This is a genomic window from Sphaerotilus sp., assembly GCF_041083715.1.
Classification (GTDB): domain Bacteria; phylum Pseudomonadota; class Gammaproteobacteria; order Burkholderiales; family Burkholderiaceae_C; genus Sphaerotilus.
Window position 1 is genome coordinate 1 of the sequence record NZ_JBFPGY010000012.1, and the last position, 14423, is coordinate 14423.

The window sequence follows — 14423 nt, forward strand, 5'->3', positions numbered from 1 at the left end:
GGCGTCGTCGTCATGGGGCGGGATTGTCTCAGCGAACGCGGTGCGCGCCGTGGCGCTCACATGACCATGGCGCGCCACAGCAGCGCCGGCGCATCGAACGCCCCGATCGTCGGCCGCCGCTGCAGCACCTCGAAGTCCATCGCCTCGATCTTGTCGAGGATGCGCAGGCCCCCTTGCACCACCAGCCGCAGCTCCCAGCCGGTGCGCCCCGGCAGCCGCGTGGCCAGCGGCGCGCCGGACAGCATCAGCTCCCGCGCCCAGCGAACCTCTTTCTCCACCAGCGCCTGCGTCGCCCCAGTGTCGCGCTGGCACATCAGATCCGGCACGCCCACGCCGACCTCGGCGCAGTCGAGCAGCGGCACATACAGCCGGTCACGCGGCAGGTCGACACTCAGGTCCTGCCAGAAGTTGATGAGCTGCAGCGCGGTGCAGATCGCATCCGACTGCGCCAGGGATTCGAGGTCGCGCACGCCGTACAGGTGCAGCAGCAGCCGCCCGACCGGATTGGCGGAGCGCTTGCAGTAGTCGAGCACCGCGGCACGGTCCGGGTAGCGGCGCTGGTGGGTGTCCTGCTCGAACGCCGACAGCAGCGCCTCCAGCAGCGGCAGGGGCAGGTGGTGCCGGCGGAACATCGCCGCCAGCGGCACGAACACCCCCTCCCAGCGTGGCGTCGGCGCATGGCCGCGGGCGACGCTGCGCAGGTCCTCGCGGTAGACATCGAGGTCGGCCAGGCGCTGCTCGGGCGTCGCGTCGCCCTCGTCGGCGATGTCGTCGGCCGTGCGGGCGAACCAGTAGATCGCCGTCACCGCAGGCCGCAGCGCCGGCGGGCACAGCACCGAGGCGACGGGGAAGTTTTCGTAGTGGTCGACGCGCATGGATACCGGGCGAGACAGTGCGAGGGCGGGGTCGTGATTATCGCCACGAGTCATCGCAGGAATTGACAATGGTTCAAACGGACTCGTACATTACTGACCAGTCAGTCAGTTCGGAGTTTCCGCCCATGCGACCCCCCTCTCCTCGTGTCCGCCGCCCTCTGTCGATGGTCTTCGGCCTGTCGGTGCTCGCCGTGCTGGCGGCCTGCTCGAAACCCGAGCCGCAGCCCGATCCCATCCGTGCCGTGCGCACCCAGACGGTGAGCACCGGATCGGCCACCGCGCAGCAGGAATACGCCGGCGAGATCAGGGCGCGCACCGAGACGCGGCTGGGTTTCCGGGTCGGGGGCAAGCTGATGAGCCGCGCGGTCAACCTGGGCGACGAGGTGAAGGCCGGGCAGGTGATCGCCCAGCTCGACCCCAGCGACCTGAAGCTGGGGCAGGATGCTGCTGCTGCCGGACTGCGTGCTGCCCAGGCCAACTGGGACCAGGTCAGCGCCGACCTCAAGCGCTACCGCGACCTGTTCGCCCAGGGCTTCATCGGCGCTGCCGAACTGGAGCGCCGCGAGACCGCCGTCAAGGCCGCGCAGGCCACGCTTGACCAGGCCCGCAGCCAGGCCGGCGTGCAGGGCAACCAGACGCAGTACACCCGCCTGATCGCCGATGCGGCGGGTGTGGTGACGGGTGTGGACGCCGAGCCGGGCACGGTCGTCGCCGCTGGCACGCCCATCGTGCGGCTGGCACTGGCGGGCGCACGCGATGTGGTGTTCAACGTGCCGGAAGACCGCGTGGCTTCGGCACGGGCGCTGTTGAAGCAGCCAGGCGCGCTGCAGGTGCGCCTCTGGGGCGCGACCGGCGAGCCGGTGCGTGCCACGCTGCGCGAACTCGCCGCCGCCGCCGATCCGACCACGCGCACCTTCGTCGCCAAGGCCGATCTGGCCGCCAGCGATGCGCGCCTCGGCCAGACGGCCACGGTGGCCTTCGACCTCGTCAAGCGGGATGCCGTGACACGCCTGCCGCTGGCGGCCGTGGTGGAGCAGGGCGGCAAGAGCGTGGTCTGGCTGCTGGACGCGGCCACGATGACGGTCAAGCCGCAGCCGGTGCAGATCGCCGGGGCGGAGGGCAATCTGGTGCTGGTCAGCGGCGGGGTGCAGCCCGGGCAGGAGGTGGTCACAGCGGGTGTGCACGTGCTCACCGCGGGCATGAAGGTCAAGCGCTACGTCGAGCCGGTGCGTCCGGCGGCGTCGCGCTGAGGCGGGCAGAAGGTTCGGTGCACACGCCATGAAAACCCACACCCACGACACCGGCACCCGCTCGGGCTTCAACATCTCCCGCTGGGCGCTGGAGCACCCGGCGCTGACCCGCTACCTGATGGTGGTGCTGATGGTGCTCGGCTTCGCCGCGTACTTCCAGCTCGGCCAGGACGAGGACCCGCCGTTCACCTTCCGCGCCATGGTCGTGCAGGCGGTCTGGCCGGGGGCGACTGCGCAGCAGATGGCGGATCAGGTCACCGACAAGATCGAGAAGACGCTCCAGGAAGTGCCCAACGCCGACATCATCCGCAGCTACACCAAGCCGGGCGAGTCGGTGACGATCTTCCAGATCAAGGACAGCTCGCCGCCCAAGGAGGTGCCGCAGATCTGGTACCAGACGCGCAAGAAGATCGGTGACATGCGCTCGACGCTGCCCGCTGGCGTGATCGGGCCGTTCTTCAACGACGAGTTCGGTGACGTGTATGGCTCGATCGTGGCGCTGTCCGCCGATGGGTTCAGCCAGGAGGAGTTGCGCGAGTTCGCCGAAGATGTGCGCTCGAAGCTGCTGCAGGTCAAGGACGTCGCCAAGGTCGAGACCTTCGGCGCGCAGCCGGAGAAGGTGTTCATCGAGCTGTCGGGCAAGCGCCTGGCGCAGCTCGGGCTCGACCTGAACCAGGTCATCAGCCAGATCGGCACCCAGAATGCGGTCGAGAGCGCCGGCGTGCTCGACGCCGACAGCCAGAACCTGCAGGTGCGCGTGGGCGGCCAGTTCCGCTCGATCGACGAACTCGGCCAGTTGCCGATCCGCGTCGTGAACCCGGCCACGGGCGTGGCGAGCATGACCAAGCTCGGCGATGTCGCCACGATCCAGCGCGGCTACAGCGACCCGCCGGCCGTCAAGGTCCGCCACCAGGGCGCGCCGGTGATCGCGCTGGGCGTGTCGATGGCCAAGGGCGGCGACATCATCGCGCTGGGCAAGGCGCTGCATGCGCGCGTCGACGAGATCCGCGCCGAACTGCCCGCAGGCATCACGCTGTCGCAGATCCAGGACCAGCCGGTGGCCGTTTCCACGTCGGTGGGCGAGTTCGTGCATGTGCTGATCGAGGCGATCGCGGTGGTGCTGGCGGTGAGCTTCATCAGCCTGGGGCTGCACACGAAGCCCTTCCGCATCGACATCTGGCCGGGGCTGGTGGTGGCGATCACCATCCCGCTGGTGCTGGCGATCACCTTCGTCACCATGTACTACTGGGGCGTCGGGCTGCACAAGATCTCGCTCGGCTCGCTGATCATCGCGCTGGGCCTGCTGGTGGACGACGCGATCATCGCGGTCGAGATGATGGTGCGCAAGCTGGAAGAAGGCCACGACAAGCTCTACGCGGCCACCTACGCCTACGACGCCACCTCGATGCCGATGCTCACGGGCACGCTCATCACCGCCGCCGGCTTCCTGCCGATCGGCATGGCCAAGTCGACGGTGGGCGAGTACACCTTCGCGATCTTCGCCGTGACCTCGGCGGCGCTGGTCATCTCCTGGGTGGTGTCGGTGTACTTCGTGCCTTACCTGGGCGCGCGCTTCCTGCGCGTGAAGCCGCACACGGATGGCGCATCGCACGACCTGTTCGACACGCCGTTCTACAACCGCTTCCGCAGCCTGGTGGGCTGGTGCGTGGACCACCGGTGGATCACGATCGGGCTGACGATCGGCGTGTTCGTGCTCGGGTTGGTGGGCATGGGCAAGGTGCAGCAGCAGTTCTTCCCCGATTCGAGCCGCATGGAGATCATGGTCGATCTGTGGCTGCCCGAGGGCGCGACGATCCAGGAAAGCGAGCGCGTGGCCCAACGCTTCCAGAAGCGCATGCAGCAGGAGCCGGGTGTCGAGACGGTGACGACCTGGATCGGCTCGGGCACGCCGCGCTTCTACCTGCCGCTGGACCAGATCTTCCCGCAGACCAACGTCAGCCAGTCCATCGTGCTGCCCAAGGGGATGGCGCAGCGGGAGGAGCTGCGCAAGCGGTTGCCGGTGCTGCTGGCCGACGAGTTTCCGGAGGCGCGCGGCCGTGTGAAGCTGCTGCCCAGCGGACCGCCGGTGCCGTACCCGGTGCAGTTCCGCGTGGTCGGCCCGGACCCGCAGGTGCTGCGTGGCTGGGCGGACCAGGCCAAGGACATCCTGCGCGCCAGCCCGAACATGCTGGGCGTGAACGACAACTGGAACGAGTCGGTGAAGGTGCTGCGGCTGCAGATCGACCAGGACAAGGCGCGCGCGCTCGGCGTGACCAGCCAGTCGATCGCGCAGGCCACGCGCATGCTGCTGACCGGCACGCCGGTGGGCCAGTTCCGCGAGGGCGACAAGCTGATCGACATCGTGATGCGCCAGCCGACGGCCGAGCGCGACGCGATCACCGATCTGGGCAGCGCCTACGTGCCGACCAGCAGCGGCAAGCCGATCCCGCTGACGCAGATCGCCCGCATCGACCATGTCTGGGAGCCGGGCGTGATGTGGCGGGAAGGGCGCAAGTACGCGGTGACCGTGCAGGGTGATGTGCCGGAAGGCGTGCAGGGTCCGACCGTGACGAACGAGTTGTGGCCGGCGTTGGCCAAGCTGAAAGAGCGCATGCCGCCGGGCTACGCGATCGAGATCGCCGGTGCGGTGGCCGAGAGCAGCAAGGGACAGGGTTCGATCGCGGCCGGCGTGCCGGTGATGCTGTTCGTCACCTTCACGCTGCTGATGCTGCAGCTGCAGAGCTTCGCGCGGGCGCTGCTGGTGTTCCTGACCGGCCCGATGGGCATTGCCGGGGTGGCCGCGGCGCTGATCCTGCTGAACCGCCCGTTCGGGTTCGTGGCGCTGCTGGGCGTGATCGCGCTGATGGGCATGATCATGCGCAACTCGGTGATCCTGATCGACCAGATCGAGCAGGACCGGGTCGCGGGTGTGCCGGCGTGGAACGCGGTGGTCGAGTCGGCGGTGCGCCGGTTCCGGCCGATCGTGCTGACGGCGGCGGCGGCCGTGCTGGCGATGATCCCGCTGTCGCGCAGCATTTTCTGGGGACCGATGGCGGTGGCGATCATGGGCGGATTGATCGTTGCCACGGCGCTGACGCTGCTCGCGCTGCCAGCGATGTACGCGGCGTGGTTCCGGGTGAAAAAGGCGTGACGTCGGCCTGAAAAGGGCATCCGCCTGATCGGGTTAGAATTCAAGGTTCCGGGAATTTCCGACGCGTGCCGCGCGGGTGGCGAAATTGGTAGACGCACCAGGTTTAGGTCCTGACGCCTTCACGGGCGTGCCGGTTCGAGTCCGGCCCCGCGCACCACACCAGGCACGCAACTCCCCCAGATTCAAGCAACCTAAAGAGCTTCAGAACATGGCTGTTACTGTGGAGACCCTCGACAAGCTCGAGCGCCGTATCACGCTGACCTTGTCGGCCGTTGAACTCCAGAACGAGGTCGAGAACCGCCTCAAGCGGATGGCCCGCACGGTCAAGATCGACGGATTCCGTCCCGGCAAGGTGCCGATGTCCGTCATCGCCCAGCGCTATGGCTACTCGGTCCAGTACGAAGTCATGAACGACAAGGTCGGTCAGGCTTTCCAGGAGGCCGCGACCGAAGCCCAGGTGCGCGTGGCGGGCACGCCGCGCATCACCGAGAAGGAAGAAGCGCCTGAAGGGCAAGTCGCCTTCGACGCGACCTTCGAGGTCTACCCGGACGTGGTGGTCGGCGACCTGACGGCCGTCGAGATCGAGCGCGTGTCCTCCGAGGTCACCGACGCTGCGATCGACCGCACCATCGACATCCTGCGCAAGCAGCGTCGCACGTTCACCGAACGCGCCGCCGATGACGTGGCCGCCGACGGCGACCGCGTGACCATCGACTTCGACGGCAAGATCGACGGCGACAGCTTCCAGGGCGGCCAGGCCGAAGGCTTCCAGTTCCTGCTGGGCGAAGGCCGCATGCTCGAAGCCTTCGAAACCGCCGTGCGCGGCATGAAGGCTGGCGAGTCGAAGACCTTCCCGCTGAAGTTCCCTGACGACTACCACGGTGAAGACGTGGCCGGCAAGGAAGCCGACTTCCTCGTCACGCTGAAGAAGGTCGAGCAGCAGAACCTGCCGGACGTGGATGCCGCGTTCGCCGAGTCGCTGGGCATCGCCGATGCGACCGTCGAAGGTCTGCGCGCCGACATCAAGAAGAACCTGGAACGCGAAGTCAAGTTCCGCGTGGCCGCCCGCAACAAGCAGGCCGTGATGGCCGCGCTGGAAACGGCGACCTCGTTCGACCTGCCGAAGGCGCTGGTGGACAACGAACTCGGCCGTCTGGTCGAGAACGCCCGTGCCGATCTGAAGCAGCGTGGCGTCAAGGACGCCGACAAGGCGCCGATCCCGAACGAAGTGTTCCAGCCGCAGGCCGAGCGCCGCGTGCGCCTGGGCCTGACGGTGGCCGAGGTCGTGCGCACGCACTCGCTGGCTGCGACGCCGGACCAGATCCGTGCCCACATCGAAGAGATGGCGCAGAGCTATGAGCGTCCGTCCGACGTGATGGCGTGGTACCTGGGTGACCAGCAGCGCCTGGCCGAGGTCGAGGCGGTGGTGATCGAGGCCAACGTGTCCGACTTCGTGCTGGGTCAGGCGAAGGTCACGGACAAGGCGCTGGCCTTCGATGAGCTGATGGGTGCCTGAGCCTGAAGAACGACCGCACTAACCGATTGCGGTAGTCGGTAAAGCAGAAACAAGGGGCGCCACGAGCGCCCCTTGTCACATGATGGCCTACCTCGTGTCCGGCGTTGAATGCCGGCAACCCCCATAATCGGGTTCATCGCTGACGGCCGATCCGTACCGAGCGGTCATCAGCGCGACACAGTGATGTTTCAAGGGTCCACAATGAGCGCAATCGACACGCAAAACCTGGGCATGGTGCCCATCGTCATCGAACAATCCGGACGCGGCGAGCGCTCCTATGACATCTATTCGCGCCTGCTGCGCGAGCGGGTCATTTTCCTGGTGGGTCCGGTCAATGACCAGGTCGCCAATCTGGTGGTTGCCCAGTTGCTGTTCCTGGAAAGTGAAAATCCGGACAAGGACATTTCGCTGTACATCAACTCGCCCGGTGGCAGTGTCTCGGCTGGCATGTCGATCTTCGACACGATGCAGTTCATCAAGCCCCAGGTCTCCACGCTGTGCATGGGCATGGCCGCGAGCATGGGTGCCTTCCTGCTGACGGCTGGCGAGAAGGGCAAGCGGTTTGCGCTGCCGAACGCCAAGATCATGATCCACCAGCCGCTCGGCGGCGCGCAGGGTCAGGCCACCGACATCGAGATCCATGCCCGCGAGATCCTCAAGACCCGCGAGCAGCTCAACCGCATTCTGGCTGACCGGTCCGGTCAGTCGCTGGAAAAGATCCAGACCGACACCGAACGCGACTACTACATGTCCGCGGACGAAGCCCAGACCTACGGCCTGATCGATCAGGTCATCAGCAAGCGCGCCTGACTCGCTTCGCTGTTCCCTTTCTCCCGACTCGACAAGGCCGCATTCCATGCCCGAGAAAAAAGGCTCCTCCGGCGAAAAGACGCTGTACTGCTCCTTCTGCGGCAAGAGCCAGCACGAAGTCAAGAAGCTGATCGCCGGTCCGTCGGTGTTCATCTGCGACGAGTGCATCGAGCTGTGCAACGACATCATCCGCGACGAAGCGCCTGCCGGTGACCTGCCCGGCAAGACCAGCCGCGATGACCTGCCGGTTCCGAGCGACATCAAGGCCAGCCTCGACCAGTACGTCATCGGACAGGACCAGGCCAAGCGCACGCTGGCCGTGGCGGTCTACAACCACTACAAGCGCCTCAAGCACATGGCAGGCAAGGCCAAGAGCGACGAGGTCGAGCTGTCCAAGAGCAACATCCTGCTGATCGGCCCGACCGGCTCCGGCAAGACGCTGCTGGCGCAGACGCTCGCCCGGCTGCTGAACGTGCCGTTCGTGATCGCCGATGCGACGACGTTGACCGAAGCCGGCTATGTCGGCGAGGACGTCGAGAACATCATCCAGAAGCTGCTGCAGAACTGCAACTACGAGGTCGAGCGCGCCCAGCGCGGCATCGTCTACATCGACGAGATCGACAAGATCAGCCGCAAGTCGGACAACCCGTCGATCACGCGCGACGTGTCCGGCGAGGGTGTGCAGCAGGCACTGCTGAAGCTGGTCGAAGGCACGATGGCCTCGGTGCCGCCGCAGGGCGGCCGCAAGCACCCGAACCAGGACTTCCTGCAGATCGACACGACCAACATCCTGTTCATCTGCGGCGGTGCGTTCGACGGGCTGGAAAAGGTCATCGCCAACCGGTCCGAGAAGTCCGGCATCGGCTTTGGTGCATCGGTCAAGGCGAAGTCCGAGCGCAGCGCCGGTGAAGCGTTCCGCGAGGTCGAGCCGGAAGACCTGATCAAGTTCGGTCTCATTCCCGAGCTGATCGGCCGCCTGCCGGTGATCGCGACCCTTGGGGAGCTGACCGAGGATGCGATGGTCCAGATCCTCACCGAACCGAAAAATGCGCTCGTCAAGCAATACCAGAAGCTGTTCGCGATGGATGGGGTCGATCTGGAGATCCGTCCGTCCGGGTTGACGGCCATTGCCCAGAAGGCGCTCAACCGCAAGACCGGTGCCCGCGGGCTGCGCTCGATCATCGAGCAAGCGCTGATGGACACCATGTTCGAGTTGCCCACGTTCCACGGTGTGGCGAAGGTCGTCATCGACGAGCACACCATCGAGGACAACACCAAGCCCCTGCTCGTCTACCACGAGCAGGCCAAGGCCAGCGCCTGAGTGCATCCGCGCCGGTTTGCCACTGACTCTTGCAAACCGGCGATGTGCTCCCAGATGGGAGCGCAGAAAGAGAGGTTCTGATGTCAGGCCACCCCATTCTTCCCCCCGATCCGATCACGCTGCCGTTGCTGCCGCTGCGCGATGTCGTGGTCTTCCCGCACATGGTCATCCCGCTGTTCGTGGGCCGGCCGAAATCCATCAAGGCCCTCGAAGCCGCGATGGAAGCGGGCCGCCAGATCATGCTGGTGGCACAGAAGGCTGCCGGCAAGGACGAGCCCAAGTCGGACGACATGTTCGAGACGGGCTGCGTCTCCAGCATCCTGCAGATGCTCAAGCTGCCCGACGGCACCGTGAAGGTGCTGGTCGAAGGTCTGCAGCGCGCCAACACGGTGACGATCGATGACAGCGGCGAGTACTTCACCTCTGTCGTCTCGCCGGTGCCCGTGCCCGACCAGGGCACGCCCGAGATCGAGGCTCTGCGCCGCGCGGTCACGCAGCAGTTCGACCAGTACGTCAAGCTGAACAAGAAGATCCCGCCAGAGATCCTCACCTCGATCGCTGGCATCGACGATGCAGGCCGGCTGTCGGACACGATTGCCGCGCACCTGCCGCTCAAGCTCGAGAACAAGCAGGTCATCCTCGATCTGGTACCAGTGGCCAAGCGACTGGAGAAGCTGCTGGAGCTGCTGGAGCATGAGGTCGACATCCTGCAGGTCGAAAAGCGCATCCGTGGCCGCGTCAAGCGCCAGATGGAGAAGAGCCAGCGCGAGTACTACCTGAACGAGCAGGTCAAGGCCATCCAGAAGGAACTCGGCGAAGGCGAAGAAGGCGCCGACTTCGAGGAACTGGAGAAGAAGATCACCGCGGCGCGCATGTCCAAGGAAGCGCGCAAGAAGGTCGATGGCGAGCTGAAGAAGCTCAAGCTGATGTCACCGATGTCAGCGGAAGCCACGGTGGTGCGCAACTTCATCGAGACGCTGGTCAACCTGCCGTGGGCGAAGAAGAGCAAGGTCAAGCACGACCTGCCGTTCGCCGAGGGCGTGCTGAACGAGGACCACTACGGCCTTGACAAGGTCAAGGAACGCATCCTTGAGTATCTTGCGGTGCAGCAGCGTGTCGAGAAGGTCAAGGCGCCGATCCTGTGCCTGGTTGGACCTCCGGGCGTGGGCAAGACCTCGCTGGGGCAGTCGGTGGCGCGGGCCACGGGGCGCAAGTTCGTCCGCATGGCGCTGGGCGGCGTGCGCGACGAAGCCGAGATCCGCGGCCACCGCCGCACCTACATCGGCTCGATGCCGGGCAAGGTGCTGCAGAGCCTGAGCAAGGTCGGTGTGCGCAATCCGCTGTTCCTGCTGGACGAGATCGACAAGCTCGGCACGGACTTCCGTGGCGATCCGTCGTCGGCGCTGCTGGAAGTGCTCGATCCGGAGCAGAACCACACCTTCGGCGACCACTACGTCGAGGTGGATTTCGACTTGTCCGATGTGATGTTCATTGCCACATCGAACTCGCTGAACATCCCGCCGGCGTTGCTGGACCGCATGGAAGTGATCCGCCTGGCGGGTTACACCGAGGACGAGAAAGTCTCGATCGCCCAGCGCTACCTGCTGCCCAAGCAGCGCACCAACAATGGTGTGAAGGACGAGGAGCTGACGGTCGAGGAAGATGCGATCCGCGGCATCATCCGCTACTACACCCGCGAAGCCGGTGTGCGTTCGCTCGAACGCGAGATTTCCAAGATCTGCCGCAAGGTGGTCAAGGGGTTGTCGCTGAAGAAGTACGACGGACGTGTGACGGTCGCGGCGGTCAATCTGAACGACTTCCTGGGCGTGCGCAAGTACAGCTATGGTGAAGCCGAGAAGCAGAACCAGATCGGGCAGGTCAACGGTCTGGCGTGGACCGAGGTGGGTGGCGATCTGCTGACGATCGAAGCCGCGATCATGACCGGCAAGGGCGTGATCATTCGCACCGGCTCGCTTGGCGACGTGATGAAGGAGTCGGTCGAGGCGGCACGCACCGTGGTGCGCAGCCGTGCGGCGCGGCTTGGCATCAAGGAAGAGCTGTTCGAGAAGCGCGACATCCACATCCACGTGCCGGATGGCGCCACGCCCAAGGACGGGCCGAGTGCTGGTGCTGCGATGACGACGGCCTTCGTGTCGGCGCTGACCGGGATTCCGGTGCGCGCCGATGTGGCGATGACGGGCGAGATCACGCTGCGCGGCGAGGTCACGGAGATCGGCGGCCTGAAGGAGAAACTCCTGGCGGCCCACCGCGGTGGCATCAAGACAGTGCTGATCCCCGAGGCCAACGCCAAGGATCTTCAGGACATCCCTGAAAACGTCAAGAGCCAGCTGGAGATCATCCCCGTCAAGTGGATCGACAAGGTGCTGGAGATCGCGCTGGAGCGCGAGCCGCAGCCTCTGCCCGAAGACGAGCCCAAGGTGATCGAGGCGGCCAAGGTGGAGCCAACTGCCGCAGCCGTGGTGGAGGCGGCGACCAAGCACTGAAAAAAACTGGCCTGAAAAGCTTGTGCGTCGGAAATGATTTGTTCTATACTTTCGTTCTCGACGCACGGCACCAAACACCAAATGCGGTGCTGCAAGTCAGGAAAAGCAGAATTGCAAAGCGGGAATAGCTCAGTTGGTAGAGCGCAACCTTGCCAAGGTTGAGGTCGCGAGTTCGAGTCTCGTTTCCCGCTCCAGTTTTGTTCAGGTTTCCGAAAAAGGAAGCGCACTTTGGCTTCCTTTTTTGTTGGTGAAGATTGTTGATGGCGCGGTAGCAAAGCGGTTATGCAGCGGATTGCAAATCCGTGTAGGGTGGTTCGACTCCACTCCGCGCCTCCAGAATCTGACCCAGTGGTTGAATGCGGGAATAGCTCAGTTGGTAGAGCGCAACCTTGCCAAGGTTGAGGTCGCGAGTTCGAGTCTCGTTTCCCGCTCCAGTTTTGTCTTGTCTGGTGCTGGTCAGCAGCCCGGGTGGTGAAATTGGTAGACACTGCGGACTTAAAATCCGCCGCTTTCCCGTGAGGGGGCGTACGGGTTCGATTCCCGTCCCGGGCACCAAATTCGCAGATTGCTTGAAGAGAAGAGTATTGCGGGAATAGCTCAGTTGGTAGAGCGCAACCTTGCCAAGGTTGAGGTCGCGAGTTCGAGTCTCGTTTCCCGCTCCAACAAGCAGACAAGCCGTCCATCGTGACGGCTTGTCTGCTTTTGTGCTTCAGCGTTTCGGCAGCAATCGCTCGAAGCCCAGATCGACGACCACGGCCAGCAGCCCCACCAGCACAGCCCCTTGCAGCACATACGCTGTGTTGAAGCCGCTGAGTCCGACGATGATCGGCGATCCAAGCGTCTTGGCGCCGACCGTCGAGGCCACTGCCGCCGTGCCGATGTTGATGATCACCGACGTGCGCACGCCAGACAGCGTCACGGGCCACGCCAGCGGCCACTCGATCCACCACAAGCGCTGGGTCGGCGTCATGCCCAGCCCGGTTGCCGCGTCGAGCACGTCCTCGGGCACTGAACCAAACCCCGCCAGGGTCTGCTGAACGACCGGCAACAGTCCATACAGTGCCAGCGCGATCAGTGCCGGCGTCTCGCCAAAGCCGATCAGCGGTGCGGCGATCGCCAGCACGGCGACCGGTGGGATGGTCTGTCCCATGGCAACGATGGTTTCGATCATCGGACGAAACGCCCGCCCGGCCGATCGGGTGGCAAACACCCCCATGGTCCAGCCCAGCAGCACCGACACCAGGCTGGACATCACCACCAGCCCGATGTGTGACAGCATCAGCGCCGAAAAACGGTCCTGTTCATACATCGGTCTGTCCAGCGCAGGGAAGCCAGCGGCAAACACCGGTTTGAGCGATGGCATGCCCAGCGTGAGTCCGACCAGCACGAGCAGCGCCCACGGCAACGGATCCGCCCACCAACGTCTTCTTGTCATGTCCCGCTCGGCAGCAGATCGACCAGATGCAGCTGTCCGCAAGGCTGCCCCGCCGCATCGACCACGGGCAACTGCGAAGCGCTTTGCGAAAGCAGCATGGACAGGGCGTCCCGCAGGGAATCGGTGTCGCGCAAGGCGGCCGGCGCGCCGAAGGAAGTGCTCTGTTCTCGGCGCATGCGGCTGGCCACTGTTTCCAGCGCCAGCAGGCGCAGTCCCGTGTCACTGCGCCCGACGAAATCACGCACGAACTCGCTGGCTGGCTCAGCGAGCAGCTGCCGGGGTGTCCCGACCTGGACCATGCGTCCGCGGTCGAGCAGCACGATGCGACTGCCCAGGCGCAGTGCCTCGTCGATGTCATGGGTCACCAGCACGATGGTCTTGCCGGACAGCCGGTGGATGCGCGCCAGTTCGGTCTGCAGCGTCGTGCGCGTGATCGGATCGAGGGCACCGAACGGCTCGTCCATCAGCAGCACGTCCGGGTCCGCGGCCAGTGCCCGCGCCACGCCGACCCGCTGCTGCTGGCCGCCGGACAGCTGGTTCGGGTAGCGTCCGCGGTAGAGGTCGGGCGACAACTGCAGCAACTCGAGCAACTCGGTGACGCGGTCGCGGATGCGCGCTGCCGGCCACTTCAGCAGGGCCGGCACGCAGGCGATGTTGCGCTCGACCGTCCAGTGCGGAAACAGTCCGGTGGACTGGATCGCATAACCCATGCGCCGGCGCAGGTCCTCGGGCTGGAACGATCGGATTTCCTGGCCGGTGAAGAGAATCCGACCGCGGTCGTGTTCGACCAGCCGGTTGAGCATCTTCAGCGTGGTGGACTTGCCTGAGCCGGATCGTCCGATCAGCACCACGAATTCTCCGGGTGCGATGGTCAGCGAGAAGTCCTCGACCACCGCCTGGCCGTCGAAGGACTTGCCCACCTGCCGGAATTCGATCATCGCGGTCCCCGTGTCGTCCATTGGGCCAGTACTTTGAACAGCGCATCCGCCACCACCGCCAGCGCCACCACCGGCACCACGCCGAGCAGCACGAGGTCGACGGCGCTGCTCAGCAGCCCCTGGAACATCACCGCACCAAATCCGCCTGCACCGATCAGCGCCGACACCATGGCCAGTCCGAGCGCCTGCACCGTGGTCACCCGCAGGCCCGACAGCCAGACCGGCCACGCCAGCGGCACCTCGACCTGCCAGAACATCTGCCGGCGTGTCATGCCCATGCCCCACGCCGCTTCGCGCACGCTCGGCGCGATCTGGGTCAGCCCGGCCACCGTGCTGCGCACGACGGGCAGCAGCGAGTACAAGGTCAGTGCCATGACCGCCGGCGCCACGCCAATGCCGCTCACGCCCCAGCGGGCGAGCGCCGGCCACCGGGTCGCCATCGCGGACAGTGGCACCATGAGCAGCGCAAAGACTGCAATCGAGGGCACGGTCTGGATCAGGTTGAGCACCGACAGCAGTGCCGGTTGAATCCTGGCGCGTCTGGCCGCCAGCACGCCCAGCGGCACGCCGATCAGCACCGTCGGCAACAGCGTCGCGCCGACCAGCAGCAGGTGCCGCTGCAG

Annotated in this window: 10 protein-coding genes and 6 tRNA genes; 12 read left to right on the forward strand and 4 right to left on the reverse strand. The window is 65.5% G+C overall.

All coding sequences use genetic code 11. From position 1 onward, the window contains the following. Positions 1 to 56: 56 nt before the first annotated feature. A complete protein-coding gene (gene hpnC, locus AB3X43_RS00370; RefSeq protein ID WP_369427918.1) occupies positions 57 to 875 on the reverse strand; it encodes a squalene synthase HpnC in 819 nt (272 codons plus the stop codon). Positions 876 to 1000: 125 nt separating this feature from the next. Here hpnC and AB3X43_RS00375 point away from each other — a divergent pair, with 125 nt between their 5' ends. The 12 genes from AB3X43_RS00375 (at position 1001) to AB3X43_RS00430 (ending at position 12089) form a co-directional block, all read left to right on the forward strand. Further along, positions 1001 to 2125 (forward strand): efflux RND transporter periplasmic adaptor subunit, encoded by a 1125-nt coding sequence (locus AB3X43_RS00375; protein WP_369427919.1) that lies wholly within the window; start codon positions 1001 to 1003, stop codon positions 2123 to 2125. A gap of 28 nt (positions 2126 to 2153) precedes the next feature. After that, complete coding sequence (locus AB3X43_RS00380) at positions 2154 to 5276, forward strand: efflux RND transporter permease subunit (protein WP_369427920.1); 3123 nt, start codon at positions 2154 to 2156, stop codon at positions 5274 to 5276. A gap of 70 nt (positions 5277 to 5346) precedes the next feature. After that, a tRNA-Leu gene (locus AB3X43_RS00385) sits at positions 5347 to 5433 on the forward strand. Between the two features lie 51 nt (positions 5434 to 5484). Then, positions 5485 to 6792, forward strand: coding sequence for a trigger factor (tig, locus tag AB3X43_RS00390; protein ID WP_369427921.1), 1308 nt, complete (start codon positions 5485 to 5487; stop codon positions 6790 to 6792). A 201-nt stretch (positions 6793 to 6993) separates the two neighbouring features. Continuing rightward, positions 6994 to 7602 (forward strand): ATP-dependent Clp endopeptidase proteolytic subunit ClpP, encoded by a 609-nt coding sequence (clpP, locus tag AB3X43_RS00395; RefSeq protein ID WP_369427922.1) that lies wholly within the window; start codon positions 6994 to 6996, stop codon positions 7600 to 7602. A 46-nt stretch (positions 7603 to 7648) separates the two neighbouring features. Further along, positions 7649 to 8923 (forward strand): ATP-dependent Clp protease ATP-binding subunit ClpX, encoded by a 1275-nt coding sequence (gene clpX, locus AB3X43_RS00400; RefSeq protein ID WP_369427923.1) that lies wholly within the window; start codon positions 7649 to 7651, stop codon positions 8921 to 8923. A gap of 80 nt (positions 8924 to 9003) precedes the next feature. Continuing rightward, positions 9004 to 11427 carry an endopeptidase La gene (gene lon, locus AB3X43_RS00405; protein ID WP_369427924.1) on the forward strand — a complete coding sequence of 808 codons (2424 nt, stop codon included), beginning with the start codon at positions 9004 to 9006 and terminating at the stop codon, positions 11425 to 11427. Between the two features lie 118 nt (positions 11428 to 11545). Further along, positions 11546 to 11621 (forward strand) — tRNA-Gly (locus tag AB3X43_RS00410). Between the two features lie 68 nt (positions 11622 to 11689). Beyond that, a tRNA-Cys gene (locus AB3X43_RS00415) sits at positions 11690 to 11763 on the forward strand. Positions 11764 to 11785: 22 nt separating this feature from the next. Beyond that, positions 11786 to 11861 (forward strand) — tRNA-Gly (locus AB3X43_RS00420). Between the two features lie 28 nt (positions 11862 to 11889). Continuing rightward, a tRNA-Leu gene (locus AB3X43_RS00425) sits at positions 11890 to 11982 on the forward strand. A 31-nt stretch (positions 11983 to 12013) separates the two neighbouring features. After that, positions 12014 to 12089: transfer RNA gene (locus AB3X43_RS00430), tRNA-Gly, on the forward strand. 47 nt (positions 12090 to 12136) lie between these two features. Here AB3X43_RS00430 and AB3X43_RS00435 read toward each other — a convergent pair. The 3 genes from AB3X43_RS00435 to AB3X43_RS00445 form a co-directional block, all read right to left on the reverse strand. After that, the gene (locus tag AB3X43_RS00435) at positions 12137 to 12862 is read right to left on the reverse strand and encodes an ABC transporter permease (RefSeq protein ID WP_369427925.1); all 726 of its coding nucleotides are present in this window, start codon (positions 12860 to 12862) and stop codon (positions 12137 to 12139) included. Continuing rightward, a complete protein-coding gene (locus AB3X43_RS00440) occupies positions 12859 to 13800 on the reverse strand; it encodes an ABC transporter ATP-binding protein (protein WP_369427926.1) in 942 nt (313 codons plus the stop codon). The genes AB3X43_RS00435 and AB3X43_RS00440 overlap by 4 nt, the downstream gene beginning before the upstream one ends. Continuing rightward, positions 13797 to 14423, reverse strand: a 627-nt coding sequence (locus tag AB3X43_RS00445) for an ABC transporter permease (protein WP_369427927.1), incomplete at its 5' end; no start/stop codon positions are given. The genes AB3X43_RS00440 and AB3X43_RS00445, both read right to left, overlap by 4 nt.

Bases quoted from the DNA above. Each gene is read 5' to 3' on its own strand.
- clpP (WP_369427922.1), top strand. From the start codon at position 6,994: ATGAGCGCAATCGACACGCAAAACCTGGGCATGGTGCCCATCGTCATC.
- clpX (WP_369427923.1), top strand. From the start codon at position 7,649: ATGCCCGAGAAAAAAGGCTCCTCCGGCGAAAAGACGCTGTACTGCTCC.
- AB3X43_RS00440 (WP_369427926.1), bottom strand. From the start codon at position 13,800: ATGATCGAATTCCGGCAGGTGGGCAAGTCCTTCGACGGCCAGGCGGTG.
- AB3X43_RS00375 (WP_369427919.1), top strand. From the start codon at position 1,001: ATGCGACCCCCCTCTCCTCGTGTCCGCCGCCCTCTGTCGATGGTCTTC.
- tig (WP_369427921.1), top strand. From the start codon at position 5,485: ATGGCTGTTACTGTGGAGACCCTCGACAAGCTCGAGCGCCGTATCACG.
- AB3X43_RS00435 (WP_369427925.1), bottom strand. From the start codon at position 12,862: ATGACAAGAAGACGTTGGTGGGCGGATCCGTTGCCGTGGGCGCTGCTC.
- AB3X43_RS00380 (WP_369427920.1), top strand. From the start codon at position 2,154: ATGAAAACCCACACCCACGACACCGGCACCCGCTCGGGCTTCAACATC.
- hpnC (WP_369427918.1), bottom strand. From the start codon at position 875: ATGCGCGTCGACCACTACGAAAACTTCCCCGTCGCCTCGGTGCTGTGC.
- lon (WP_369427924.1), top strand. From the start codon at position 9,004: ATGTCAGGCCACCCCATTCTTCCCCCCGATCCGATCACGCTGCCGTTG.